The 25312-nt window shown below is 40.8% G+C and carries 27 protein-coding genes; 20 read left to right on the plus strand and 7 right to left on the minus strand.

Features of this window, described 5'->3' with window-relative positions; all coding sequences use genetic code 11:
- Positions 1-768 precede the first annotated feature (768 nt).
- From NH454_RS20650 to hslR, 3 genes are all read right to left on the minus strand, one after another.
- Positions 769-2307 carry a phosphoenolpyruvate carboxykinase gene (locus NH454_RS20650; RefSeq protein ID WP_199526733.1) on the minus strand — a complete coding sequence of 513 codons (1539 nt, stop codon included), beginning with the start codon at positions 2305-2307 and terminating at the stop codon, positions 769-771.
- Positions 2308-2584: 277 nt separating this feature from the next.
- Complete coding sequence (hslO, locus tag NH454_RS20655) at positions 2585-3430, minus strand: Hsp33 family molecular chaperone HslO (RefSeq protein WP_138558772.1); 846 nt, start codon at positions 3428-3430, stop codon at positions 2585-2587.
- A gap of 12 nt (positions 3431-3442) precedes the next feature.
- On the minus strand, positions 3443-3862 hold the full coding sequence (gene hslR / locus NH454_RS20660; RefSeq protein ID WP_135922845.1) for a ribosome-associated heat shock protein Hsp15: 420 nt from the start codon (positions 3860-3862) through the stop codon (positions 3443-3445).
- Between the two features lie 209 nt (positions 3863-4071).
- Between hslR and gspC the strand changes: the two genes are divergently transcribed.
- The 13 genes from gspC to NH454_RS20725 all read left to right on the plus strand — a co-directional run bounded on the left by gspC (position 4072) and on the right by NH454_RS20725 (position 16123).
- Positions 4072-5013, plus strand: a complete 942-nt coding sequence (gspC, locus tag NH454_RS20665; protein ID WP_138558771.1) for a type II secretion system protein GspC — start codon at positions 4072-4074, stop codon at positions 5011-5013.
- 22 nt (positions 5014-5035) lie between these two features.
- Positions 5036-7099: a type II secretion system secretin GspD gene (gene gspD / locus NH454_RS20670; RefSeq protein ID WP_135922843.1), complete on the plus strand. Its 2064-nt coding sequence runs from the start codon at positions 5036-5038 to the stop codon at positions 7097-7099.
- Positions 7092-8657 carry a type II secretion system ATPase GspE gene (gene gspE, locus NH454_RS20675; protein ID WP_135922842.1) on the plus strand — a complete coding sequence of 522 codons (1566 nt, stop codon included), beginning with the start codon at positions 7092-7094 and terminating at the stop codon, positions 8655-8657. The genes gspD and gspE overlap by 8 nt, the downstream gene beginning before the upstream one ends.
- 2 nt (positions 8658-8659) lie before the next feature.
- Positions 8660-9895, plus strand: a complete 1236-nt coding sequence (gene gspF / locus NH454_RS20680) for a type II secretion system inner membrane protein GspF (protein ID WP_253040145.1) — start codon at positions 8660-8662, stop codon at positions 9893-9895.
- Positions 9896-9970: 75 nt separating this feature from the next.
- Entirely contained in the window at positions 9971-10393 is a 423-nt protein-coding gene (gene gspG / locus NH454_RS20685) for a type II secretion system major pseudopilin GspG (RefSeq protein ID WP_135922840.1), read from the plus strand.
- Between the two features lie 52 nt (positions 10394-10445).
- Positions 10446-11045, plus strand: a complete 600-nt coding sequence (locus tag NH454_RS20690) for a prepilin-type N-terminal cleavage/methylation domain-containing protein (RefSeq protein ID WP_135922839.1) — start codon at positions 10446-10448, stop codon at positions 11043-11045.
- Positions 11045-11419, plus strand: a complete 375-nt coding sequence (gene gspI, locus NH454_RS20695; protein ID WP_135922838.1) for a type II secretion system minor pseudopilin GspI — start codon at positions 11045-11047, stop codon at positions 11417-11419. The genes NH454_RS20690 and gspI overlap by 1 nt, the downstream gene beginning before the upstream one ends.
- Entirely contained in the window at positions 11419-12057 is a 639-nt protein-coding gene (gene gspJ, locus NH454_RS20700) for a type II secretion system minor pseudopilin GspJ (RefSeq protein WP_135922837.1), read from the plus strand. The genes gspI and gspJ overlap by 1 nt, the downstream gene beginning before the upstream one ends.
- Positions 12054-13049 (plus strand): type II secretion system minor pseudopilin GspK, encoded by a 996-nt coding sequence (gene gspK / locus NH454_RS20705; RefSeq protein ID WP_253040146.1) that lies wholly within the window; start codon positions 12054-12056, stop codon positions 13047-13049. The genes gspJ and gspK overlap by 4 nt, the downstream gene beginning before the upstream one ends.
- Positions 13046-14257: a type II secretion system protein GspL gene (gene gspL / locus NH454_RS20710; protein WP_138558769.1), complete on the plus strand. Its 1212-nt coding sequence runs from the start codon at positions 13046-13048 to the stop codon at positions 14255-14257. The genes gspK and gspL overlap by 4 nt, the downstream gene beginning before the upstream one ends.
- Positions 14254-14727, plus strand: a complete 474-nt coding sequence (locus NH454_RS20715; RefSeq protein ID WP_135922835.1) for a type II secretion system protein M — start codon at positions 14254-14256, stop codon at positions 14725-14727. The genes gspL and NH454_RS20715 overlap by 4 nt, the downstream gene beginning before the upstream one ends.
- A gap of 3 nt (positions 14728-14730) precedes the next feature.
- Positions 14731-15489 (plus strand): type II secretion system protein N, encoded by a 759-nt coding sequence (locus tag NH454_RS20720; protein WP_253040147.1) that lies wholly within the window; start codon positions 14731-14733, stop codon positions 15487-15489.
- A gap of 19 nt (positions 15490-15508) precedes the next feature.
- A complete protein-coding gene (locus tag NH454_RS20725; protein ID WP_138558767.1) occupies positions 15509-16123 on the plus strand; it encodes a UPF0149 family protein in 615 nt (204 codons plus the stop codon).
- Here NH454_RS20725 and NH454_RS20730 read toward each other — a convergent pair.
- Together NH454_RS20730 and NH454_RS20735 are read right to left on the minus strand one after the other, a co-directional pair.
- A complete protein-coding gene (locus NH454_RS20730; protein ID WP_135922832.1) occupies positions 16120-16323 on the minus strand; it encodes a hypothetical protein in 204 nt (67 codons plus the stop codon). The two genes, NH454_RS20725 and NH454_RS20730, sit on opposite strands and share 4 nt — an antisense overlap.
- On the minus strand, positions 16323-16682 hold the full coding sequence (locus tag NH454_RS20735; RefSeq protein ID WP_135922831.1) for a hypothetical protein: 360 nt from the start codon (positions 16680-16682) through the stop codon (positions 16323-16325). The genes NH454_RS20730 and NH454_RS20735 overlap by 1 nt, the downstream gene beginning before the upstream one ends.
- 267 nt (positions 16683-16949) lie before the next feature.
- Between NH454_RS20735 and ccoG the strand changes: the two genes are divergently transcribed.
- From ccoG to NH454_RS20760, 5 genes are all read left to right on the plus strand, one after another.
- Complete coding sequence (gene ccoG / locus NH454_RS20740) at positions 16950-18380, plus strand: cytochrome c oxidase accessory protein CcoG (protein WP_138558765.1); 1431 nt, start codon at positions 16950-16952, stop codon at positions 18378-18380.
- Between the two features lie 65 nt (positions 18381-18445).
- The gene (locus NH454_RS20745) at positions 18446-19420 is read left to right on the plus strand and encodes a serine/threonine protein kinase (protein ID WP_135922829.1); all 975 of its coding nucleotides are present in this window, start codon (positions 18446-18448) and stop codon (positions 19418-19420) included.
- 30 nt (positions 19421-19450) lie between these two features.
- Positions 19451-20074 carry a thiol:disulfide interchange protein DsbA/DsbL gene (locus NH454_RS20750; protein WP_253040148.1) on the plus strand — a complete coding sequence of 208 codons (624 nt, stop codon included), beginning with the start codon at positions 19451-19453 and terminating at the stop codon, positions 20072-20074.
- Positions 20075-20092: 18 nt separating this feature from the next.
- Positions 20093-20731 carry a thiol:disulfide interchange protein DsbA/DsbL gene (locus NH454_RS20755; protein ID WP_253040149.1) on the plus strand — a complete coding sequence of 213 codons (639 nt, stop codon included), beginning with the start codon at positions 20093-20095 and terminating at the stop codon, positions 20729-20731.
- Between the two features lie 57 nt (positions 20732-20788).
- Positions 20789-21244: a DUF523 domain-containing protein gene (locus NH454_RS20760; RefSeq protein ID WP_253040150.1), complete on the plus strand. Its 456-nt coding sequence runs from the start codon at positions 20789-20791 to the stop codon at positions 21242-21244.
- Positions 21245-21246: 2 nt separating this feature from the next.
- On the opposite strand, the gene trmA is transcribed toward NH454_RS20760, so the two are convergent.
- Positions 21247-22344, minus strand: a complete 1098-nt coding sequence (gene trmA / locus NH454_RS20765) for a tRNA (uridine(54)-C5)-methyltransferase TrmA (protein ID WP_135922825.1) — start codon at positions 22342-22344, stop codon at positions 21247-21249.
- 164 nt (positions 22345-22508) lie between these two features.
- On the opposite strand from trmA, the gene NH454_RS20770 reads away from it, so the two are divergent.
- Positions 22509-23627 (plus strand): DUF5610 domain-containing protein, encoded by a 1119-nt coding sequence (locus NH454_RS20770; protein ID WP_135922824.1) that lies wholly within the window; start codon positions 22509-22511, stop codon positions 23625-23627.
- 66 nt (positions 23628-23693) lie between these two features.
- Positions 23694-24488 carry a glutamate racemase gene (gene murI / locus NH454_RS20775; RefSeq protein ID WP_253040152.1) on the plus strand — a complete coding sequence of 265 codons (795 nt, stop codon included), beginning with the start codon at positions 23694-23696 and terminating at the stop codon, positions 24486-24488.
- On the opposite strand, the gene NH454_RS20780 is transcribed toward murI, so the two are convergent.
- Positions 24451-24930 carry an RNA-binding protein gene (locus tag NH454_RS20780; RefSeq protein ID WP_253040154.1) on the minus strand — a complete coding sequence of 160 codons (480 nt, stop codon included), beginning with the start codon at positions 24928-24930 and terminating at the stop codon, positions 24451-24453. The genes murI and NH454_RS20780 overlap by 38 nt on opposite strands.
- Positions 24931-25312: the final 382 nt, after the last annotated feature.

The following is a 25312-nucleotide window of genomic DNA, read 5'->3' on the forward strand; positions in this document are numbered from 1 at the left end:
AACGAAACAGCGCCGATGATAGTGTGGCATTTGCCATGTGAAAGTAGGACATCGCCAGGCTCCAAATTAGAGAAAGCCCGATTCGAAAGAGTCGGGCTTTTTTGCGTTTTAGCTGTCAGCTTTCAGCTGTCAGACGTCAGTTGAACTGTGGGGTTGTTTAGTACAGAGACTCCCTCAGCACTCCCTATTCATTCTCCAGGTAGGTTGGGTAGAGCGGAGCGAAACCCAACGAGTTAGCGAGTTTCTAGTTAGCAAGGGTAAAGTTGAATTGTTGGGTTGTTTAGTAGAGAGTCTCCCTCAGTAACAAAGCCTCGTAGGAGGCACTTCAGTGCCGAATTCAGACCATAACAAGCATATTCATGGCAGAAACCATTCCTACGTGATGAGAATGTCAGGTGTCAGAAAATAGATGTTAGTTGATCTACCGGGTTGTTAAGTAACTGAGTCACCCTCAGCAACAAAACGTCGTAGTAGGCACTTCAGTGCCGAATCTAGACCAGAACAAACACATTCATGGCTAAAGCCATTCCTACAAGTACACTTTGCCTAGAGCCTAGAAGCTACAGCCCCCGGCAGATGGAGACGCATTACAAAACACCTCCACCGCGCGGCTGACAGCTGGCGGCTGAAAGCTCTATTGATGTTGGGTTTCGCTACGCTCTACCCAACCTACGGCAGACTTCAAACGCTACTCTCGCTAACTCATGATCCAAAAACAAAAAGGCCAGCATATAGCTGGCGTTTTTAAATCTGAAGGTAAGCTTGATATTAAGCTTTTGGACCTGCTGATTTGATTGCTTCTGAAACATCGTATTTGGCGAAGTTTTCAGTGAAGTCTGAAGCTAGTTTGTTTGCGTATTCTGCGTACTTCTCTTTATCTTCCCATGTGTTGATTGGGTTAAGAAGTTGGCTGTCTACACCAGGTACTGCCACTGGTACATCTAGGTTAAGTACGTCGATGTGTTGAGTTTCTACGTCAGCTAGTTTACCAGATACAATTGCATCAACTACAGCACGTGTCGTTGGGATATCGAAACGTTGACCAGTACCATAAGGGCCGCCTGTCCAGCCTGTGTTAACTAGGTATACTTTAGCGCCGAATTCACGTACACGCTTCATTAGAAGTTCTGCGTAAACGCCTGCAGGGCGTGGGAAGAACGGAGCACCGAAACATGTTGAGAATGTAGACTCGATGTCGCTAGTTGAACCGATTTCAGTTGAACCAACTTTCGCAGTGTAACCGCTAAGGAAGTGGTACGCTGCAGCTTCTTCAGTTAGTACTGAAACTGGAGGTAACACACCGCTCACGTCACATGTTAAGAATACAACGGCTTTTGGCTCGCCAGCTCGGTTTTCTACTTTACGTTTTTCAACGTGCTCTAGAGGGTAAGCTGCACGGCTGTTCTGTGTAAGGCTAGTATCATGGAAATCTGGTACACGGTTTTCGTCAAGTACCACGTTTTCTAAGATTGTACCGAAGCGAATTGCATTCCAAATAACTGGTTCGTTCTTTTGTGATAGGTCGATACATTTCGCGTAACAACCACCTTCGATATTAAATACGCTACCAGGTGCCCAACCGTGCTCGTCATCACCAATAAGGAAACGAGTAGGATCCGCTGATAATGTTGTTTTACCTGTACCAGATAAACCGAAGAATAAGGCTGTGTCGCCTGCTTCACCTACGTTTGCAGAACAGTGCATTGGTAATACACCTTTTGCAGGAAGTAGGAAGTTTTGAACAGAGAACATTGATTTCTTCATTTCGCCTGCGTAGCGCATACCAGCCAGTAACACTTTACGTTGTGCGAAGTTGATGATTACAGTGCCATCACTGTTAGTGCCATCGCGCTCTGGGTCACATACAAATGAAGGTACGTTCATGACCTGCCACTCTGGGAAGTCAGCAGTATTGTATGTTTGTGGTTCGATAAACATGTTTTTGGCAAAAATGTGATGCCATGCAGTTTCTGTTGTTACTACAACTGGTAAATAATGCTCAGGATCAGCGCCAACTTCTAGGTGAGAGATGAAGTGGTCGTTGCTTTTCACGTGTTCTTCTACACGTGCCCATAACGCGTCAAACTTGTCTGCATCGAATGGGCGGTTTACGTTGCCCCATTGGATTTCGTTTTCAGTGCTTGGCTCTTGAACAATAAAACGATCTTTTGGAGAGCGGCCAGTGCGTTCACCGGTTTTTGCAACAAAAGCACCATTAGCGGCTAGAGTCCCTTCGCCACGACGAATAGCGTGTTCGACAAGTTCAGCTGCAGTAAGATCAACAAAACTAGTAGCGTTTGCAGTCATGTTTATACCTAAATTGTGAGAGATTGAACGGGATAGCTCTGGGGTTCTTAGTTTTCCCTTTTGCTAAAAGAATAGTAACAGAAGGATTAGGGATATTCGAGTGTCTGAAGGGCTTAAAAAGGCATATATTTGGCAAAAAACATGAATAATTTCAATGATACCGGTGTCATAAAATGTCACTTTTTCATGACACCGGTATCATTAGTTTTTAAACTTTTTTTAATAAAAAAGCCGCACTCAGTGCGGCTTTTAATATAATAATATTATAGTTGCAGTTTTAATTGAAAATAGACTTTATTTCTTGTTCATCGAAAATGTAGTCTTTTAAGCAATAGTGGCAGCTAATTTTCACTTCACCATTTGCTTTTACATCTGCAAGTAATTCGTCTTGGCCTACATTAACGAGTGCAGCAATAGTTTTGTCTCTGCTGCAACCACAACGGAAATTGATTGCTTGTGGCTCGAATAACTGCGGGTTGTCTTCATGATATAGACGAGTTAGTACTGTGTTTGCATCTAAGTGTAATAATTCATCATCTTTGATGGTATTACTGATAGCTTCAAGATGCGTAAAGTCTTCAACTGACTTTTCTTTGTTTACAGGCAATACTTGTAAAAATAAGCCAGCAGCTTTTGCTGATTCTGCTGTAACCTCAGTTGCAAACCAAAGGCGTGTTTTTAACTGCTCTGATTGTTCAAAGTAGTTTTCAAGACATTTATCTAAGCTATCGTGCTCTAGTGGCACAATACCTTGGTAACGTTCGCCTTTTGTAGGTGTAATAGTAATAACCATGTAGCCATTACCAATTAGTTCTTTAATAGTGCTGCCTGTTACTTCACCCTGCAGGCGAGCGACACCACGCATATTTTGTTTATCGTCACCATTAATTACAGCGTATTTTACAGGGCCATCACCTTGTAGTTGTACGGCGATTTCACCTTCAAACTTTAATGTGGCAGTTAATAAGCATGTCGCAACGAGCAATTCACCTAACAGTGTTTGCACTGCAACAGGGTAATTATGGTTCGCGATCATTTCTTGATAAGTTTTGTCAATTTGTACGAGTTCACCACGTACATCAAGCTGATCAAATATATAACGATGAAGTAAATCTTGTTGCATGAGTTGCATTACCTAACTTGATTTCAGTTTTAACAGTTCACGTCTTTGCTTTTTATCTGGTTTACGCTCAGGATGTGGAGCAAAGAAGCTGTTGTTCTTACGGGCGATAGCATTTGCTTCGCGTTTCTCAATACTTGCTTGAGTTTCTTGGTATAAGGTTTGTGCAATGGGGGCGCCTTGACGTTTTTCAAGGATCTTTTCTATTATCACAACCTTTTCGTCGACTCCTTGCAGCAGTTTTACGACTGCACCCACCTCGACGATCTTGCTGGGTTTTGTTCGTTGTCCATTATAATGTACTTTGCCACCTTGCACCATGTCTCGTGCGACTGAACGAGTTTTGTAAAAGCGGGCAGCCCATAACCACTTATCAAGGCGCACGCTTAACTCATCTTTAGTATCTTTCGACTGCTGAGTGTTACCTTTTGACACAATTGTGCTCTTTTAAAGCTGCTAATATATAGACAAAATCTACCATGAAACTTAATAACAAAGAAATAGTCATAGCTATTCCTTACCTGCTTTGTTCTGCAAAATAACCTCGTTTACAAAGTTTAATATAGGTGTGCTTGTTGAATGAAAAATGAAAAGGTACTATAGGCCAGCTATCAAGCTGTAAATTAAAAAAAGAAATAGAGTATATGGAACAACACTTACAACAAGTTAGACAGTTTTTAAACGGCTTACCACACGCCAAGCTAAGTGCACTTGTAGTGCTGTTAGTTGTTGTTTATATTGCATTTTTATCTTCAAAGTTGTTTTGGCTAGTTTGGCCAGAGCCTGATACCAAAGCATTGCCAATCAATAGCGGTTATACCACTTCAAAACGAGTTGAAACCGTAAACTCGAGACAAATCATTGAGCAAAATTTATTCGGTAAAGCAGTAGCCGAAAGTAAAAATGATACAAAAAAACAGAATAAAGTTATTAACAATGCCCCTGAAACTCGCCTCAGTATAAATCTGACTGGCATTGTTGCGGTAAGTCAAAATGATCAAGCTGGTCTTGCAATAATTGAATCACAGGGTAAACAAGAAACTTATGTGGTTGATGATGCTGTTCAAGGCACACGCGCAAAGCTAGCTCAGGTATTACCTGACCGTGTCATTTTAGATGTTAATGGCCGTTTCGAGACTCTAATGCTAGATGGACTCGACTTCACTAAAACAGTGTCTATGCCAGTATTGGCAGAGCGTGAAGAGCCAGCTTTAATGGATGGTCCTCAGCTTGATGAAATTGAACAAATTAACGCGACAGAAGATGAAGAGGTAAAAGACGCTCTTATCGAGACCCGCGAAGAAGTATTAGACGATCCAGGGAAATTATTTGACTACATTCGTGTTTCTCAAGCGATGGTAGACGGTGAATTGGTGGGCTACCGCTTAAGCCCAGGAAAAGACCCTGCGCTATTTAAGCAAATGGGATTAATGAATAATGATTTAGCTATTGCAATAAATGGCTATCAATTAAACGATTTAAAACAGGCAATGTCAGCAATTAACGAATTACGAAATAGTACTGACGCCAGCATCACTATCGAACGCGATGGTGAGCAAATTGATGTGCAATTTAGCCTGCAATAACTAGCTTTGGAGTTTTTATAGAATGGTTCACGCGCTACACCTCAGAAAAATTAAGAAAGGGTTAGCAAAATATGCAGCGCTTTTTTTATTAACAGGATTATCGCTTTCAGTTTCTGCTGTTGAATATGCAGCAAACTTTAAGGGAACAGATATTAATGAATTCATTAATATCGTGGGTAAAAACCTAAATAAAACGGTGATTATTGACCCTAGTGTGCGCGGTAAAGTGAATGTGCGCAGCTACGAATTAATGGATGAAAAACTCTATTATCAGTTCTTCTTAAATGTACTCGAAGTATACGGTTATTCAGTGGTAGAAATGGATAACGGTATTATCAAGATTGAGAAAAGCTCAGACGCAAAAAAATCAAACGTCCCTTTAATCACTGAAGATAATCAAGCCAGTGGCGATATGATGGTGACGCGTGTCGTTAGAGTGAAGAATGTTAGTGTACAAGAATTAGGCCCACTCATTCGTCAGTTTAATGACCAAAAAGATGGTGGCCATGTTGCTAACTTTAATGCTGCAAACGTGATGATGTTGACAGGCCATGCTGCATCGGTGAACCGCTTAGTGGAAATTATACGCTCAGTTGACCAAGCGGGTGATAAACGCGTTGATATCGTAAAACTTAAATTTGCTACCGCAGACGATGTAGTGTCTGTTGTTGATAATATTTACAAAGATGGTGGCAAAGGCAGCATTCCAGAGTTTTTGATCCCTAAAGTTGTTGCTGATGGACGTACTAACAGTGTGATTGTCAGCGGTGAAGCACAAGCACGAACTCGTGCTGTTGATCTTATCAGTCGCTTAGATGGAGAGCTTGAAAACCAAGGTAATACCAAGGTTATCTATTTAAACTACGCAAAAGCTGAAGATCTTGTAAAAGTACTACAGGGTGTGAGTAAAACGCTAGCAGAAGATGCGCAAGGTGGTGCAACTAAGACTCGTACGCGCAACCAAAACGAAACAAGTATTGAAGCGCACCCAGATTCTAACTCGCTGGTTATTACTGCCCAGCCAGATACCATGCGCTCACTTGAACAAGTAATAGACCGTCTTGATGTACGCCGAGCGCAGGTACTTGTCGAGGCTATTATCGTTGAAGTGTTAGAAGCTGATGGAATCAATTTAGGCTTGCAGTGGATTTCAGAGCAAGGCGGGATGATGCAGTTCAACAATGGCACAACAGTGCCTGTTGGTTCGTTAGCTGTTGCAGCTGAGCAAGCACGTGATAAAACGGTACAAAAAACGATTACAGGCAGTGAGACTGGTAATACAACGCCATATGAAGAAACTGTAGAAGGTGATTTAGGTCCTTTAGGGCAATTGCTTGGTGGTATTAACGGACTCGCAATGGGTATCGTGAAAAATGACTGGGGTGCAATTATTCAAGCAGTATCTACAGATACTAACTCAAACATTCTTGCCACACCGTCTGTTACGACCATGGATAACGAAGAAGCGTCGATGATTGTTGGTCAAGAAGTACCTATTATCACAGGTTCACAAACAGGCTCAAATAACGCAAATCCATTCCAAACAGTTGAACGTCAAGAAGTGGGTGTAAAACTTAAAGTAACACCGCAAATTAATGACGGCTCTGCAGTACAGCTAACAATTGAACAAGAAGTATCAAGTGTTAGTGGCGCTACAGCAGTTGATATTTCAGTTAATAAGCGTGCTATTAAAACTACCGTTATGGCTGACGATGGTGGCATGGTTGTGCTAGGTGGCTTGATTGATGAAGATGTGCAGGAAAGTGTATCTAAAGTGCCATTGTTAGGTGATATCCCTGTACTTGGTCATTTATTCCGTTCAACAAGTACAAATAAACGCAAGCGTAACTTGATTGTATTTATTCGTCCTACCATTGTGCGCGATGGCATTAGCATGAATAAACTGAGTCACTCGAAATATAACTTTATCCGTGGCGAACAACATAAACAAAAAGAAGATGGTATTGATTTAATGCCGTTGACGGATGCACCAATCCTTCCTGAATGGAATGACGCTTTGGTATTACCGCCAACTTACGAAGAGTACCTAAAACAACAAAACGCGAATGAGCGCAACGATGACTAATGCAATTACCGAGATTAATGACGAGTTAGTCCATGACACGACAACTACTCATGATGAGCTTTTAACAAGTGATGATCTTGTTAGCTTGCCAACGAAGCGGTTGCCGTTCTCGTATGCACGTCGCACAGGCGTATTGCTAAGCAAAAATCAAGATAACTGGACTGTGTTTTATCGCGGTGAGTTAAACCTAGATGCCCTGCTTGAAGTACGTCGTATTGCCGGTCATGGTTTTTCGTTAGAGCAATTACCAGATGATAAATTTGAGCTATTGCTAGAGGCTTCGTACCAGCGTGATAGTTCTGAAACGCAACAGATGATGGAAGATATTGGTAACGAGGTTGATTTATTCTCGTTGGCCGATGAATTACCGCAAACTGAAGATCTTTTGGCTGGTGATGACGATGCACCAATCATCAAGCTAATCAACGCGATGCTGAGCGAAGCAATTAAAGAAGGTGCCTCGGATATTCATATCGAAACATTCGAGCAAGAACTTGTTATTCGCTTTAGGGTTGATGGCGTTTTAAAAGAAGTATTAAAACCTAATCGTAAACTCGCTTCATTGTTAGTGTCGCGAATTAAGGTTATGGCAAAACTCGATATCGCAGAAAAACGTATCCCGCAGGATGGTCGAATTAGTTTACGTATTGCTGGTCGTGCTGTTGATGTGCGTGTATCAACGATGCCATCAAGCTTTGGTGAGCGTGTCGTGCTGCGTCTACTTGATAAAAATAATGCGCGCTTGAATCTTGAAGATTTAGGGATGACTGAGCGTAATCGAGAGCTATTTGCTGATTTAATCAGTAAGCCGCACGGTATTATCTTAGTAACCGGTCCAACGGGTTCTGGTAAAAGTACCACCTTGTATGCGGGTATGAGCCAAATCAACTCACGCGATCGCAACATTCTTACGGTTGAAGATCCAATCGAGTACGAGATCCCAGGTATTGGGCAAACTCAGGTAAATACTAAAGTAGATATGACTTTTGCACGCGGTCTGCGTGCCATCCTTCGTCAAGACCCTGACGTCGTAATGGTTGGTGAGATCCGTGACCTTGAAACAGCACAAATAGGTGTTCAAGCGTCATTAACTGGTCACTTAGTAATGTCGACTCTGCACACTAATACGGCAGCCGGTGCAATCACACGTATGGAAGACATGGGTGTTGAGCCTTTCTTACTTTCTTCGTCCCTGCTTGGTGTATTGTCGCAACGCCTAGTGCGTACTTTATGTAATACTTGTAAAGAAGGTCACATTGCCGATGAACGTGAGTGCCAGCTACTGGGTGTAAACCCTGCTGAGCCACCAACAATTTACCGAGCTGTAGGGTGTGAAGAGTGTAACTTTAACGGTTATCGCGGTCGTACAGGTATTCATGAATTATTAGTTGTTGATGAAACAATTCGTGAAATGATCCACAGTGGTAAAGGTGAGCAAAGCGTTGAGAAATACATCCGCAAGCATAGCCCAAGTATTCGTCAGGATGGCTGTAGCCGTGTATTAGCTGGCCGTACAACCTTAGAAGAAGTCTTACGTGTAACTCGTGAGGAAGGTTAACTATGGCAGCGTTTGAGTACCGAGCCTTAGATGGTAAAGGTAAAGAGAAAAAAGGCATTCTTGAGGCCGATACGGTAAAACAAATTCGCCAAACTTTGCGTGATCAAGGCCTAATGCCTTTAGAGGTTGTTGCTGCGGCAGAAGGCGAAAAACAAGTGAAAGGGGCTAAAAAGTCTCTCTTTAGTGGTTTTTTTAAGCCAAAGATCTCCACCTCAGATTTAGCTTTAATTACCCGTCAGCTTGCCACCTTGATTCAATCGGCTTTACCTGTGGAAGGGGCTGTAATGGCGGTCGCAGAGCAATGTGAGAAGCCACGCTTAAAGCGCATGTTGATGGCCGTACGCTCAAAAGTAGTTGAAGGCTATACGCTTGCCGATGGCATGAGTGAGTTTCCGCATGTGTTTGATGATTTATATCGCGCAATGGTGGCAGCGGGTGAAAAGTCAGGTCACTTAGATCAAGTTCTTAATCGTTTAGCTGATTACACGGAACAACGACAGCATATGCGTAGTCAAATAACACAAGCGATGGTGTATCCGACTATCCTTGTTGTATTTGCAATTGCTATCGTATCTGTGTTGCTCGGTACTGTAGTGCCTAAGATTTTAAAGACATTTGAAAAGTCTAAGCAAGTTTTACCTTGGACTACAGAATGGGTTATGGCGGCCAGTAACTTTGTACAAAATTACTGGTTTATTAGCTTGGTGGTCATAACTGCCCTAGCGGTAGGCATAAAACAGGCGCTGAAACGACCGCATATTCGCTATTGGTTTGATGAAAAAGTGTTGTATTTACCAGGTATTGGTAAAGTAGCCAGAGGTGTTAATACTGCCCGCTTTGCACGAACATTAAGTATTTTATCATCTAGTTCGGTGCCCTTACTTGAAGGAATGCGTATTTCAGGTGGGGTATTAGTGAACGAAAAAATGAAAAAATCGGTGCAAGATGCAGCAACGCGTGTCAGTGAGGGTGCCAGCCTTCGTGCTGCACTTCAGCAAACGAAGCTGTTTCCACCGATGATGCTACATATGATTGCCAGTGGTGAAAAATCAGGTGAATTGGAACAAATGCTAGAACGCGCGGCAAACAACCAAGATCGCGAGTTTGAAAGCATGGTTAATGTATCGTTAAAGCTCTTAGAGCCAGCGATGATAGCTTCAATGGCTGTTATTGTTTTGTTTATTGTAATGGCGATACTGCAACCAATTATGGCAATGAATAAAGCTGTAGGTCTTTAAATCAGGGAACGGTAGAGTAGCAGTTATTACTGTCGCTCTATAATAATTTATTGAAGTAAGTTAGAGGTATTTTTTGTGAACAAACAGTCAGGTTTCTCATTATTAGAAGTCATGGTGGTACTGGTTATCATCGGTATGATTATGTCAATTGTGGCGCCAAATATTATGGGGCAGCAAGAAGAAGCAGCAATCGACAAAGCACATCTAGATATTCAACAAATCGAAGATGCGTTAAGTCTCTATAAGCTTAAGAACAAAACGTATCCTACGACAGAGCAGGGGCTTGAAGCACTTGTTACTAAAACGAGTATTGAGCCTATTCCTAAGCGTTTTCCTGATGGTGGGTTTCTTGAAAAGCTACCAGAGGATCCATGGGGTAATCCATACCAGCTAATCAGCCCAGGAGAAATCGGTAAAGTTGATATTTTCTCGATGGGTCCGGATGGTGAAGCCGGCACTGATGATGATATCGGTAACTGGGATGAAGAAAAGCAATAATGTATATGCTTAGCCATTTGCTCAATGTTATTACTGAACAAGGCTTACTGTTATGGTAAGCCTTGGTCGTTTGCATTTGGCTTCTCGGGCAGGCAGTGCCAAAGGGTTTAGCCTCATCGAAATTTTAATGGTGCTTGTGGTAATTGGCTTTGTTACCAAAATGGTCGCTTATAGTTTCGATGGGGGGGCAGAGGAAGAACTCGAAAAACAAGCGCTCAAAATACATACCGCGATTAATATGGCATCTGAGTTCGCCATCTTGAATCAAGTTGAGCTCGGTTTTCATATAGATAAAGAAACACTTGAATTTTTGGTTTTTGATGGTGAAAAATGGATAACTTTTGACCGTGAAAAATTATTTGCACCAATTAAAGTCGATGAACGGTTTAAGCTAACACTAAATCTTGATGATTTAGCATGGGCTGAACAAAACTTACTTGAGCAGTCTAACTGGCGCGAGTTAATGAGTGGCGGTGATGAAGATAGTTTACTTGAGTTACAAAAGCTGAAAATACCGCAAGTGCTTATACTCTCTTCTGGCGAGGTGAGTGCGTTTCAATTGGTTTATGAGCTTAAAGATGAGCGTGAGCCGCAATACTTTATTGAAGGCGAATTCATGGCCCCTGTTAAGCTTCGTAGGGAACCAGAATAATGATTAAATCAACAGGTTTCACGTTATTAGAAGTAATGGTTGCACTCGCTATTTGCGCAATGGCGGGCATTGCCGCTATGCAGGCGACTGGTGAGCACATTAATCATCTTTCGTCGATAGAAGAGCAAACATATGCATCATGGGTTGCTGAAAATGTCATGGTTGAGCAACGAGCCAAAGGTGAAAAGTGGGCAGGGAAGAACGGCACAAAAGGGACGCAGACACTCGCAGGTTTTGACTGGTATTGGCGACAAGATGTCGTGCCAACTGCTGACAAAAGCTTTGTTAAAGTGACTATTAATGTATTTGCAGATGAAAAGTTAGAATACCCAGTTTATGAGCTTTCTACTTATTTAAATAAAGGTGATAAGTAGTGAAGCAACGCGGTTTTACTTTGCTTGAAGTGATTATTGCCATGGGCATTTTAGCTTTCGTGGTGCTCTCAACACACCAAATTTTAGACTCGACGACCAAAGCCAAAGATGCCTCAGATGAAACCATTGCTGAACTTAACGGTTTACAAACATTGTTTCGGCTGATGGACCAAGATTTTAGTCAGATGACTAAGCGCCAAGTGCGCAATGAAGCCGGTGATTTTCAAGATACGTACATTTTAGCAGGGCGCTACGTATTGGACAGCCAATACGATGGCATTGGCTTTGTACGAGATGGCTGGGTTAACCCAATAAACTTACTGCCACGCTCTGAATTACAAGCTGTTGGTTATCGCGTTATTGATGATAACTTAGAACGTGTTTACCGCGTTTATGTTGATCAATTAGATAATATTGAACCACGCTCTCAAGTGATTCTAGAAGATATTGAAGAACTTAAGTTTGAGTTTTTAGATGATAAAGATGAGTGGCAAGAGCAATGGCAAATAAAAGCACTTCCTAAAGCGGTTGCCGTCACCATCAAAAAAATTGAGCAAGAGCCAATTCGTCGCGTATTTTTAGTGCCAGGTGAAGGTAAAGTTACGACTTCAACACAAGGAGCGAATAGTCAGCCATGATTAGTTTTAAACGCTCTCAAGGTGCTGCACTCGTGATTGTGTTATTTATTGTAGCGCTTGCTGCTATGTTAGCTGTCGAAATGAGTGCTAATTTAATGGTGCAGGTACAGCGCAGCAGCAATATTCAAAATCATCAGCAAGCAAAGTGGTATGCGTTTGCCGCTGAAGAATTAGCAATTAAAGCGCTAAAACAAGCTAAAGAAGATGATCCAGATAAAACACATTTAGGGCAAGTGTGGGCACAACTAGGAGGGGTTCCTTATCCAGTTGATCATGGCATGTTAACTGGGACAATCACAGATTTACAGGCGTGCCTAAATTTGAATGCATTGCATGCTGAACCTGACCTAGAAAAAGATCCTAATAACAAAACAAATCCAGCACATAAAGCGCTTTTAGCACTATTAGAGAATATAGAGGATTTACCCTCTGATGAGTCAGAAGAAGCCATGGCTGATAGCGTTTATGATTGGCTAGATGCTGATAGCATTACCTATCGCTCAGGTGCCGAAGAAGACGAATACTTATCGCGAGATTATCCTTATATGACAGCTAACAGTTATTTCGCTTCTCCATCTGAACTGCGTTTAATAAAAGGTTTTAACCCACTAGTGATGGAAAAAATACTACCATTCGTGTGTGTGATCCCAGATAGTGAACTCATGGCTATTAATGTAAATACGCTACCGACAGAAAGTGCGATTATTTTAAGCTCACTCATTGAGGGGCTTAGTCTTTCTGGCGCAGAAACCGTTTTATCATCACGCCCTGAAAAAGGCTTTGATGATTTAGAAGCATTTTTTGAAGAGGTAAATCAACAGGGCGCACAGAATGTGAAAGCAGTTGAAGGCCTGTTCACCATCAACAGTGAATACTTTAAACTACAAACGCAGGCTGAATTTGCAGAGCTGCGTTTTTCGATGACCACCTTACTCCATGCCAATAATGGTAAAGTAACGATACTGGCGCGAAAATTTGGAGGCGTACAGTGACAGAAATATTGTTGATCCGTACGGGTCATACATTAACAGACAGCCTTAACTGGCTTATTTACTCACCAACAGAAGAAGAAATAATTGCTAGTGGCGATATTGCTAACGCGGCACATCTTGGTGAACTAACAGAAAAAGCACAATCACGTGAGGTCGTTGTTCTATTGCCAAGCGACCAAGTGCAATTAAAAACAGTAGCACTGCCAACTAAGTGGAGTCGTAAGCTAGAGCAAGCACTTCCTTACATGCTAGAAGAAGAAATAGCTTGCGATGTCGACGATTTATTTATCGCAATCGCTGAGCCAACAACTATCGAAGAAAAGCATGCAATTAATATTGCGATGACTGACCGAGAGTGGTTTGAGCAATGGTTAGCTCAATTTAGTGAGCACGCTATTGAAGTATTTAAAGTACTTCCTGACGCATTATTGTTGCCACGCGTTGAGGATCATACTCAGCTTCGCGCTGTAGAGTTAAATGGTCAGTGGTTATGTAAGCTTGGTGATTGGCATATAGCAGCTGTAGAAAAGAGTTGGTTGCACGGTTATTTAACCGCTATAGGTAATCCTAGTGTTGCTCATTTTAGCCCGGCAACTGACTTTCCAGACACGGTCACACTGACAGCCAAAACAGAGCAGTATGATTTGCCTTTAGCCTTGTTTGCAAAGCAATTACCTGAAGTAAGTTTTAACTTACGTCAAGGTATTTACCAGCTAAAGAAAAAATCTGCTATTTGGTGGGGCTATTGGAAAAAAGCGGCGATTGCTGCTGGCATCGCTTTAGTGTGTAGTGTAGGTGTTAAGTCTCTCGAACTTTATAAACTTAACAGCCAACTAGAAGCAACCAAAGCAGAAGTCGTCTCAAATTATCAACGTGCTTTTCCCAATAAAAAGGTACGTCCGCAATTAATTCGAAGCCAAATTCGTAACGAGCTGGCACTTATTGAGGGCGGAAACAGTGCAGGTTTCTTAGACTTAACTAATGATCTGGTTGCAATCTTTGCAGAAGTGAAAGATTTTACCCCAGAGACACTCCGCTATGATCATGGCCGCAATGAATTACGTATTCGTGCGCGAGGCAAAGATTTCCAATCATTTGGCAAGGTGAAAGCTATCTTAGAACAACGTGGTTTAACGGTTGATCAAGGTTCCTTGAATAATGATGGCGATTATGTCGTTGGTGAAATTAAGTTGCGAGGTGCTGCATGAAAGACCAATTAATTAATTATTGGCGTTCATTAAAAGAACAAGAGCAGCAACTTGTCATGGTTGCTGGCGTTGTGTTTGTGATTTTTGTGCTGGTAATGGGTGTGTTCAGGCCTCTCAATACAGCAATAGAAAAAGCTGAACAAGACAATATTAAGCAGCAAGAACTACTTGCTTGGGTAGATGACAGTATCGTCAAGCTTAAAGCCAGTGGTAGCGCGCGAGTCACCAATAACCGTAATTTAAGTCAAATTGTCAACAGTACTCGTAACCGTTATCAGATCACGATTAGCAAAATGCAACCAAATGATAATTCATTACGCTTAACAATTGATTCTGTTGAATTTAATAAACTTGTTGAGTGGCTTGATGAGCTGGTCAATTCGCAAGGGGTTCTCATCGAAAATTTAGATTTAAGTAAAGATGACAAGCCGGGCTTTGTGCGTGTAAGTCGTTTGGTACTAGAGAAGTAAGCGATGAAAAAAATTATTTTATTAATCACTGTGTTTGTGATGTGTTTTTTGGTGTTTACGCTTATTAAAACACCCGCCAGTGTTGTACTCGATTTAGCGGCACCTCATTTACCAAAACAATTGCAGTTGGGTAAAGCCAGTGGCTCACTGTGGGACGGCCGTGTAATGCAAGTGCGTTTTGATGGTGAACAATTAAATAATGTTCGTTGGCAATTATCGGGCTGGTCACTATTTACAGGTAAGTTAGTAGGTACTGTTCGCTTTGGAGACCCACGTGATAAGGCTGATATTTCTGGTCGCGCAGACTTTTCATATGGGCTATTTAATCAGTCAGTCACCGTTAAAAATACCACCTTACGTTTAACTGTTGAGCGTGCAATGGAGCGCCTAAAGCTGCCATTACCTATTAATGCTCAAGGACGTGTGATTGTTGACCTAGATGAATACAGTTCTGGTCAGCCTTACTGTGACAGCTTAGCAGGTGAAATTGCCAGTCCTAATATTGATGTGCAAGGGATGAATGGCTGGTTCAGTATTGGCCCGTTAAGTGGTCGCTTAAGTTGTAAATCAGGTGATATTGCAGTACTGGTTGATCCTGATAATCGTTTAGGGCTTGAAGCTGATGCAACATTAAAAGCGAATTTAGATTTTAAAGTTGCAGGTTATATTAAACCAGAGGCAAGCTTACCAAAAGAAGTGCATGATGCTGCAAAGTTTCTTGGTCGTGCAGATAATGAAGGTCGATATCCGCTTAACTTTTAAACTGGACTAATAGAACAATATGCAATTACCTGAGTTTTCAAAGCAGCAAAGTGATTTACTGAGCCAATTTTTGGCACAGCAACAAAATGCTCTTTCATTAGCACAAACCCAAGGCTATTTGTTTGCAGTAATTTGCGCACCAGAGCCGCTTGATGTTCATCAGTGGTTAGAAGAAATTGCGCCAGGCTGTGATGGGCAAATGGATGAGCAAGTATTGTTTGCTTTTATGGCCTTGTATCAAAAAATTAGTGAACAAGTATTTGAAACCGGCTTTTCATTACCTGTGAGCTTGCAATTTAGCTCACAAGGACAGGACTATTTAGATATTCAAGAATGCCAGCATTGGAGCCAAGGCTTCATACACGGAGCACAAGGCTACCTGAATAAGCTATTGGGAGCGCCGCACTTAGCCGATGAGCTCAAAGAAGCATTAACAACAGCCTTACAGAGCTTAGGTTTTTTTACCATTGAAAGTACTGAAATCGCCGCTATTGCAACCGAAAATGGTTTATCTGAAGGACAGCTTTGCCAGCAGCAATATGAAGTAATGAATGAGTTTGCCACTGGTTTTGCTGAACTAATAGAGGTGGCTGCGGTAAATAGCCAGCTTTATAATGATGAGGGCTGGAATTAACCCAGCTCTAATAGAATATCTGTGCAACCTTTTGCACAGCGCACAACGCCTTTACCTGGTTGATCTGTTTTTAAATCTAAGGTGAGGGCACCTTTACATGTTTCACAGTACAAGGTTTGTCCTTTGCTCAGCTTTTTTAGCATATTGCGTTGCTTTGCAAATGAGTCACTCGTTCTTTTATTAAGCGCTGAAAAATCCACTACTTGTTTAACCTTTCTTCCAATGCATTTGCGACAATACTACATACGCGGTTTAGGCGCTCGCCGTAAAAGTATAAATTAATATCTTTTTCTCGGCAGTAATGCAAATGGAATACTTGCAGCTTTTCATCGGTTGTAAATGTGTCTTCAACATACTCTAGCTCAGAGTTTGATAAATTAAGTTGGGTCTTAATATTACTTTTAGCTAGATTAGCCGCTGGGCTTCGATTTACTTTACTAGCATCAGAAAGCAAGCTTATGCCATCGCCTAATAAGCGCTCTCTAGGCTCTTTGATCAAAGGGTGGTCAATCGTGAACAATGCTAAAACAATAAGCACTAAAATAAGAAATTTTTTCATAACACAATCATCTTTGATCTAAGTAAAGGAGGTTTAGTGACAAGTTTAATAAAATGGTTGTTTTAAAAGCAAGCAGATAAGATTAAATAGTTAAAAATAATAGGTGAGATCAAAACCTGAAATTTTTTATAGATTGAGTATAATAGCAACGATAGGTTAGAAGTTTCAGAAATCTTTGAATGTAATGAGATGTATTCTGATTTGCTTAGTTGATTTTGCAAGCCTATAAATGAAAAACATATTTCCTAGTGGCGTTGAGGAATTTTGATGGATAAACAAATTAAAGTTAAAAATATCCCAACGGAAGTAAAAATCCAAAAACCGGAAAATGCTTCCCTTGATGATAGGTTTAATCCACGTAACCGAATTTATGTAAGAGCTGTAACAGGTTTACATCAATTACTTAGGCAGCGAATTGGCTTTGTAGGCATGCTTGCGTTTATGCTTCTTCCTTGGATTAATTTTCATGGCCAACAAGCTGTATTGTTTGATTTAGTAGGTCAGAAATTTAATATTTTTGGGTTGACGCTTTGGCCGCAAGATTTGACTATCCTTGCTTTCATTTTAATGCTGGCAGCGTTTGCATTATTCTTAGTGACTACTTTTTATGGACGTGTCTGGTGTGGTTATACCTGTCCACAAACTGTTTGGACTTTTATTTTTATTTGGTTTGAAGAAAAGTTTGAAGGTAGTGCCAACCAACGTAAAAAGCTTGATCAGCGTCCTATGGACTTTGATAAATTTTGGCGTAAAACTGCGAAGCACACCAGCTGGTGGTTATTTTCACTTTATACCGCCTTTACCTTTGTCGGTTACTTCACACCTATTCGCCAGCTACTACCAGATCTGTTTACGCTTGATGCAACAGCGTATTCGTATATTTGTTTAGCGGTATTTGCGGTATGTACTTATGGTAACGCGGGTTGGATGCGTGAAATTATGTGTTTACATATTTGTCCTTATTCACGCTTTCAATCAGCGATGTTCGATAAAGATACCTTCACGGTAAGTTATGATGAAGCGCGCGGTGAAAGCCGTGGCCCACGTTCACGTAAACAAGATCCAAAAGAGCTTGGCTTAGGTGATTGTATTGACTGTAACTTGTGTGTGCAGGTGTGCCCAACCGGTATCGACATTCGTAATGGTTTACAATATGAGTGCATTAACTGTGGTGCGTGTATAGATGCATGTGATGGAGTAATGGATAAAATGAATTATCCACGCGGACTTATTTCGTACACCACAGAGCGCAATTTAGAAACGCCTGATAATAAAACTCATGCGTTGCGTCCTAAATTAATTGGTTATCTCGTTATTTTAGTAATCTTAACAGGTGCTTTGATCACTAATATTGCGATGCGAAAACCAATGGATTTTGACATTATTCGCGACCGTAATCAGTTATACCGAGTTGACTTTAACGGCTTGGTCGAAAACACCTACACACTAAAAGTGATCAATAAAGCTCAGTACGACCAGACGTTTAATATTAGTGTTGAAGGGTTAGATAACTTTGAATACATAGGTAAGCAAAGTTTTACCGTTTCATCTGGCGAATCGTATAACGTACCTTTGTCACTGGTTGTTGATCCCTATGATTTGAAGAAACCGATGACTAAGTTCGAATTTATACTTTCTGTTGATGGTCAGCCAGATGTGCAGATTTCGCAGTCGAGTAACTTCTTTAAAGGACAATAATTCAGTACACTGAGCAGATGAATAAAAAGCGGGGTTTTCCCGCTTTTTTTATATGATGAGACATTATGAGTAAATTTAGTTTTGTTGACCTGACGCCTGATTCAATTTTAGATGCAGTCGAGAGTATAGGTATTTATGCTGAATCAGGTTTATTGGCTTTAAATAGCTACGAAAATCGTGTTTATCAATTTAAAGCAGAAGATGGTCATCGTTATGTCGTTAAGTTCTACCGACCTGAGCGTTGGAGTAAAGAGCAAATTTTAGAAGAGCATGCATTTGCCTTTGAGTTGGCCGATGCAGAGGTGCCTGTTGTTGCACCTGTGCTAAAAGATGGGCAAAGCTTATTTGAACATAATGGTTATTTATTTGCTTTGTTTCCAAGTGTTGGTGGTCGAATTTTTGAAGTTGATAATTTAGATCAACTCGATGTGCTTGGCCGTTTAATCGGACGAATGCACCAAGTAGCAAAAGCCGCTCCTTTTAAACATCGTCCGGTGATCAGTTGCGAAGAATACCTACAGACAGCTAAAGTTCAGTTACAAGCAAGTAACTTGGTGCCCATGTCACTTGAAAACCCTTTTTATACTATTTTAGATTTAGTTATCAAAGAAACCACCGAGCAGTATAAAAATGTTGAAACTATCCGCCTGCACGGCGACTGTCATGCTGGAAATATATTGTGGTCAGGTGATGCATTGATGTTTGTTGATTTAGATGACAGTCGTCAAGGTCCTGCAATTCAAGACTTATGGATGATGCTCAGTGGCGATCGTAACAATCAACTGTTACAGTTAGACACCTTAGTGGCTGCTTATGAAGAATTTTGTGACTTTGATCACAGCCAATTAAAGTTAATTGAGCCACTTAGAGCGATGCGCATGGTTCATTATATGGGCTGGCTTGCAAAAAGGTGGGATGATCCGGCATTTCCTCGGAACTTTTCTTGGTTTGCTGAAGACAAATACTGGGAACAGCAAATATTAGCCCTAAAAGAACAACTTGCAGCGTTACAAGAAGCGCCGTTAAAATTATTACCATAAATTTTAAATTTAATTAGAGACGAGAAAACAATGTTCAAAAAATTAAAGTTAAGTCTACTTATTTTATGTTTACCATTCGCAGCATTAGCAGCGAATTTTGAAGCGGGAAATCAATACGAAGTATTAAACGTTGAAAAAAGTAAAGCGCCGCAAGTTACAGAGTTTTTCTCATTCTATTGTCCACATTGTTTTCAATTTGAGCCAGTTGCAAAAGCGCTTGCGTCTAAATTGCCAGAAGGCACAGAGTTTGTAAAAAGCCATGTTAACTTTTTAGGTGGTGTTTCAAAGCAAACACAAAGTAACCTAAGTTATGCTTATCTAATTGCTAAACAGCATGGTAAAGGCGAACAAGTTGCTGACCAAATTTTTAATAGCATCCACAAGCAACGTGTACTGCTTCAAGACCTAAAAGATGTTAAAGCATTACTGGCCACTAACGGTATTACAAGTGACGTGTTTGATGCTGATATTGCGAGTATGCCAGTGATCAGCGCAGAGAAGGCAATGCGTGACAAGCAACAGCAGTACTCAGAGATGGGCGCATTAACAGGCGTACCTACTTTTATCGTTAATGATAAATATAAAATTAATTTAAATACCATCAAGAGCCAACAGATGCTTGATGAGTTAGTCGCATTTTTATTAAAACAATAATGTTGGAGTGATGAAGTAATGATCAAGTTAGTAAAGGCTGCATTAATGGCTATGACGCTAGGTTTAGCGGCTAATGCAACGGCAGCGCAATACGAAGAAGGGAAGCATTATGAAACAATTGATGCACGCGCTTCTAAAAAGCCAGAAGTAAAAGAGTTCTTTTCATTTTATTGCCCGCATTGTAATAACTTCGAGCCAGTAGTAAAAGAGCTTAAAACGCTTCTGAAAGAAGGTGTTAAGTTCAAAAAGAGTCATGTGAACTTTTCCGGCCCTCGTGATCCAGAAATTCAAACTATCTTAGCGCAGGCTTATGCAACAGCGAATGTATTACCACAGAAAGATGCATTAGTCGCGGCTGTGTTTAATCATATTCATGGTAAGCGTGCACGCATTAATGAATTAGCTGATATGAAAGACATCTTCGTTTCACAAGGTGTAACAGCAGAAGACTTTGATAAGTACTACAACAGTTTTTCTGTACGCACGATGGCGTCTAAAATGGCACGTGATCAAGAGTACTATCAACAAAAAGGTGCTTTAAAAGGCGTTCCAACCTTTATTGTTAACGGTAAATACCGTTTAATCTTAGGTGCAGACTCAGGTATTAGCGATGCTAAAAGCATGGCTGGTTTAATTAATTACCTAGCAGATAAGTAAGCTTAGCTTAATTAAAATAAAAGCTCCGTTCGCGGAGCTTTTTTGTTGGTACAGCACATGCAAAAATTATTAGTTTCAAGTTGTTTATTAGGAAACCCTGTTCGTTATGATGGGCAATCGCAAAATTTACTTCATCCAGGCTTAGAAACACTCAAACAGCAGGGAAGGCTCATCGCATTCTGTCCTGAAGTAGCTGGTGGGCTGCCCACGCCAAGACCGCCTGCAGAAATAAAAGCAGGAAGAGTACTTACCAAAGATTCGCAGGATGTAACTGTACAATTTGCTTACGGCGCAGAACAAGCACTTAAGCTTTGTCAAAAGCAGGGCATTCGTTATGCATTATTAAAAGAATCAAGTCCTTCATGCGGTCGCAATACTATTTACGATGGTAGTCATTCTGGAAAGAAAATTTCAGGCATGGGATTAACTGCAAAGCTGTTAACCGAGAATAATATAGCAGTATACAGCGAGCAGCAGTTGCCAGCGCTATTTGCTGCGCTGGCAGAGAAATGATTTTATTTGCGTTGCAAAAACACACCTGATTCGATGTGGTGGGTATAAGGGAATTGATCGAAGATCGCAAAACGTTTTACTTCATGGGTTTTACATAGGTGATCAAGGTCACGCTCAAGGGTATCCGGATTACACGAGATATAAATAATATTGTCGTAGTTAGCAACTAAGTCACACGTTAGCGTGTCCATGCCTGCGCGTGGTGGATCTACTAAGATTGTTTGGCAGTTATAGCTTGTCAGGTCAATGCCATCTAAACGAGAGAAAGTACGCTCGCCTTTCATCGCTTGAGTAAACTCTTCACTCGACATACGAATGATATCTAAGTTCTCAACTTTATTCTGCGCGATATTGTATTGCGCTGAGTAAACCGATGATTTTGAAATCTCTGTGGCTAATACCCGGTCGAATGAACCCGCAAGAGCAATTGAGAAATTACCATTCCCGCAGTATAGCTCCAGTAAGTCATTGCTAAGTGGCTGGCATAGTGCTTGTGCCCACTCTAGCATCTTGATATTCACTTTCGCATTCGGTTGCGTAAAGCTATTTTCGACTTGTTGATAAATTAATTCTTTACCGTTTACATTAAGACGCTCAATGACGTAATCGTTACCAATCACTTCTTTTTGCTTACGCGCACGGCCAATAAAATCAATTTTAAACTGTGCGCTTAATTTTGTTTTCAGTTCTTTAATTGCTTGTAACCACTGCTCATCTAATTGTTTGTGATATAACAAGCTAACAAGGATTTCACCACTTAGGCTAGAAAGGTAATCAATTTGAAATAACTTACGGCGCAGAATTTCGCTGCCCTTTAAGTTTTCGATCATGGCTTGCATCACTTCACCGACTAAAGGTGCTGCAGGGTCAAACTCATCAACACGAATTTTCTCTTTGGTTTGCTGATCAAACATGATGTGAAATAAGTCTTCACCCTCATGCCATACACGAAACTCTGCACGTTGGCGGTAATGAATAGGATCAGAGCCAAACACCTCTAATTTTTCGACTCCAAAACGTCGAAACTGGTTAGTGATGCGCTGCTCTTTCTCACTCAATTGTGCATCGTATTGAGTTGTATCAATTTTTATAACCGCCATGGCTGATTACCTTTTATCTCTTAGCTTTATAACGGCGCTATTGTAGGGAGCGCTGAGGATTTGTCTAGTTTTGTTATTTATTTTAGTGTCGTTTTTTTATACAAAAAACTTAAGTTATGTGGTTTTTGGCCGATAATGAGATAACCATAACATGGAGTCGGATCATGAAAATTGGCAATCTAGGCTATATACCTAATACAAATGTGAATAAATACAATGGCAAACAGGCACTGCAGCAGCCTGCCATTCAAAATCGTCAAGACAGTTATCAGCAACGCGGGCGAGAGCTGGCGGCAAAAGTTCTTGATGATAAACTAGCTGCAGCTCTTGGCTTACCTAAAGCTGAAGAGAAAAAAGATAAACCGCTATTTGATTTTGAAGAGATCGTTAAAAACGTACTCGACTTTGTTGGCGGCGCACTTCGCAAAGCAAAAGCCGATGGTGCTGATGATGAAAAACTCAAAGGCATGCTAGGTGATGCACGCAAAGGTGTGCAAATGGGTATCGACGATGCGTATGATGAGCTCAAAGAGTCAGGCATTCTTAATGATGATATAAAAGAAGGCATCGAAAAATCTAAAGAAGGCATCTATAAAGGTATAGATGAGCTAGAAGATGATTTATTCAACCCTAAACCGAACGCAGTTTCAGTAAGCCAAGCTCAATACCTTAGTTTAAGTAATAACGCAGAATATACTTTTACAACGGCTGAAGGTGATGAAGTAAGTATTAGCTTTGCAGATGCCTATGAAAGTAAATCGGCAAGTAGCTACAGTAAAAATGGCGATAACGAAGCGTTTGTTAGTGAATCTTCGCAATCACGCGACTTGTCATTTTCGATGACAGTCAATGGCGATTTAAATGAGCAAGAGCAGCAAGCTATCAATGAATTGATGGAAGACTTGCAAAGTGTCAGTGAGACATTCTTCTCTGGTTCATTAGAAGAAGCCTTTGAACAAGCGAAAGAGTTGAACTTAGGTAATGAACAACTCGTTGGCTTTACGATGGATCTGAAACAAACCAAAACAGTGGCTGCGATAAAAGGCTATGAAGAATATAAACCAGCTCCTGAAAAAGAAGTCGCCGAGAAAATAGCGCCGTTTAATGACGACCTAAAACAGGCATTTAATAAAGCCGGCGACATAGGTTTGCAAAATGAACTAGCTGGTATCTTACAATGGTTGAATCAAGACAAAGAGGAAGTCAGTAAGTTAGTTGATTATACCAAAGCAATGTTCGAGCAAATGAACAAGTTGCGTTCAGCTTCTGAGCAAGACTCATAACCGCAACTTTCTTTTTCTAAAACTGCATGGCAAACTGCTGGCCTTTGATGATCCGAGGTAAGCAGTTTGTCAGTCCATATTATGGTGTTTGATTCAGGTATAGGTGGAACCACTGTACTTGAACAGATCCAAGCATTGATCCCAAATGCTGATTATAGCTATTTCATGGATAATGCATTATTACCTTATGGTTCTCAAGGCCAACAAACCATTATTGACCGCTTACTTGCTTTACTTTGCTTTATAGAAAGTAGAGCGCTGCAGGTAGATATACTAGTAATAGCCTGTAACACCGCTTCAACATCAGCCTTAGAGGCAATTCGACCTTATACTAATATAGAAGTTGTCGGTGTAGTGCCAGCGATCAAGCCTGCGTGCGCTATAAGTAAAAGTAAACATATCGGGTTATTGGCAACCCCATCAACAACCAAGAGTCGCTATACTGCAAACTTAATTAGTACTCATAGCCAAGGCACTCGAGTCAGCTTATATGGTTCAACGACGCTTGTGGAAATTGCAGAAGCACTATTTCATACGCAGATACTTAATGAAGCAAAGCTTGCAAAAGTATTGAGTGATTTAGCGATAGCAGAAGAGATAGATGTGTTGGTACTTGGCTGTACGCACTTTCCATTACTTGCCAGAGCGATTAGTGATTACTACAAACAACGGATTATACTTATTGATTCAGGCAAAGCGATTGCTAAGCGGGTTGAGAGTTTAATCTCTTTACGTGGCTTTACCTTTACAACAGGTAAAAAAAAGCCGCTGCACTATTATGCAACGGCTCCTATTTGTCATTCGCAATTAAGTGTAGAACTCATTACGCTGACTGATCAGATCCCTCGCGGAAACCATTAGCCTCGTTCTCTTGTTTTTGTTTTGCTTCACGTACTTTTAAAGTACGTTGCTGGAACTCACTATCATTTAATTGATTAATTGCATTATCTGCATCCACTTCAGCCATTTCAACAAAACCAAAGCCACGGCGTTTACCTGTATTTTTATCTTTTAATAAACGTACGTTGAACACTTTGCCTTGTTCTTCAAATAAAGCACGAACAACACCTTCATTTGCACGATAAGGTAGGTTGCCAACATAAAGTGTTTTTGTTTTTACTTCGGCCTCCTCACTTGACGTTGATGAAAGAGCTGCGATAACTAAAGCACCAATTAATAAGCCTGCACCAAATAGCAATGCTGGGTCTAACGCTAAGCTCGCAAATACAAACTTAACAACAACAAACCCTAATACAGCAAGAATAACGGAGAAAAGAAAAGATTTTTGATCGGGTAATTTCATTTTGATCTACCAATAAACAAGAAATAAACATTAATTTAACATTGTGAACTTGCTATCTTAACGAGTTAAATGAACATAGCAATGAAATTTGCATTAAATTATGAATATTGGCTTAAAAAACAGCCATAATCGCAACCTGTTTTGCTATTTTCGGTAAATTTAGTTCGCTTTTTGAGCGAACAGTAAAAAAGATCAAAAAAAAGTGTTGATCTGTTTTTAGATCTCCCTATAATGCGACCCCACTGACACGGCGGACAGCAACGAAAGACGCTGAACAACGTAGCAGAGAGTTAAGTGAAACTTCGGTTTCAAATTATCGAAAGAAAGTTTGAAATTAAGTATTGACTCGAAAAATTAAGGATGTATTATACGCATCCCTAGC

This window comes from Pseudoalteromonas sp. Ps84H-4, from assembly GCF_024124645.1.
GTDB lineage: Bacteria > Pseudomonadota > Gammaproteobacteria > Enterobacterales > Alteromonadaceae > Pseudoalteromonas > Pseudoalteromonas lipolytica_C.

What these genes read in the sequence shown, in the direction of transcription:
- NH454_RS20650 (WP_199526733.1), bottom strand. Translation starts at nt 2,307, where the DNA reads ATGACTGCAAACGCTACTAGTTTTGTTGATCTTACTGCAGCTGAACTT.
- hslO (WP_138558772.1), bottom strand. Translation starts at nt 3,430, where the DNA reads ATGCAACAAGATTTACTTCATCGTTATATATTTGATCAGCTTGATGTA.
- gspC (WP_138558771.1), top strand. Translation starts at nt 4,072, where the DNA reads ATGGAACAACACTTACAACAAGTTAGACAGTTTTTAAACGGCTTACCA.
- gspD (WP_135922843.1), top strand. Translation starts at nt 5,036, where the DNA reads ATGGTTCACGCGCTACACCTCAGAAAAATTAAGAAAGGGTTAGCAAAA.
- gspE (WP_135922842.1), top strand. Translation starts at nt 7,092, where the DNA reads ATGACTAATGCAATTACCGAGATTAATGACGAGTTAGTCCATGACACG.
- gspF (WP_253040145.1), top strand. Translation starts at nt 8,660, where the DNA reads ATGGCAGCGTTTGAGTACCGAGCCTTAGATGGTAAAGGTAAAGAGAAA.
- NH454_RS20690 (WP_135922839.1), top strand. Translation starts at nt 10,446, where the DNA reads ATGGTAAGCCTTGGTCGTTTGCATTTGGCTTCTCGGGCAGGCAGTGCC.
- gspI (WP_135922838.1), top strand. Translation starts at nt 11,045, where the DNA reads ATGATTAAATCAACAGGTTTCACGTTATTAGAAGTAATGGTTGCACTC.
- gspK (WP_253040146.1), top strand. Translation starts at nt 12,054, where the DNA reads ATGATTAGTTTTAAACGCTCTCAAGGTGCTGCACTCGTGATTGTGTTA.
- NH454_RS20715 (WP_135922835.1), top strand. Translation starts at nt 14,254, where the DNA reads ATGAAAGACCAATTAATTAATTATTGGCGTTCATTAAAAGAACAAGAG.
- NH454_RS20720 (WP_253040147.1), top strand. Translation starts at nt 14,731, where the DNA reads ATGAAAAAAATTATTTTATTAATCACTGTGTTTGTGATGTGTTTTTTG.
- NH454_RS20725 (WP_138558767.1), top strand. Translation starts at nt 15,509, where the DNA reads ATGCAATTACCTGAGTTTTCAAAGCAGCAAAGTGATTTACTGAGCCAA.
- NH454_RS20735 (WP_135922831.1), bottom strand. Translation starts at nt 16,682, where the DNA reads ATGAAAAAATTTCTTATTTTAGTGCTTATTGTTTTAGCATTGTTCACG.
- ccoG (WP_138558765.1), top strand. Translation starts at nt 16,950, where the DNA reads ATGGATAAACAAATTAAAGTTAAAAATATCCCAACGGAAGTAAAAATC.
- NH454_RS20745 (WP_135922829.1), top strand. Translation starts at nt 18,446, where the DNA reads ATGAGTAAATTTAGTTTTGTTGACCTGACGCCTGATTCAATTTTAGAT.
- NH454_RS20750 (WP_253040148.1), top strand. Translation starts at nt 19,451, where the DNA reads ATGTTCAAAAAATTAAAGTTAAGTCTACTTATTTTATGTTTACCATTC.
- NH454_RS20755 (WP_253040149.1), top strand. Translation starts at nt 20,093, where the DNA reads ATGATCAAGTTAGTAAAGGCTGCATTAATGGCTATGACGCTAGGTTTA.
- NH454_RS20760 (WP_253040150.1), top strand. Translation starts at nt 20,789, where the DNA reads ATGCAAAAATTATTAGTTTCAAGTTGTTTATTAGGAAACCCTGTTCGT.
- trmA (WP_135922825.1), bottom strand. Translation starts at nt 22,344, where the DNA reads ATGGCGGTTATAAAAATTGATACAACTCAATACGATGCACAATTGAGT.
- NH454_RS20770 (WP_135922824.1), top strand. Translation starts at nt 22,509, where the DNA reads ATGAAAATTGGCAATCTAGGCTATATACCTAATACAAATGTGAATAAA.
- NH454_RS20780 (WP_253040154.1), bottom strand. Translation starts at nt 24,930, where the DNA reads ATGAAATTACCCGATCAAAAATCTTTTCTTTTCTCCGTTATTCTTGCT.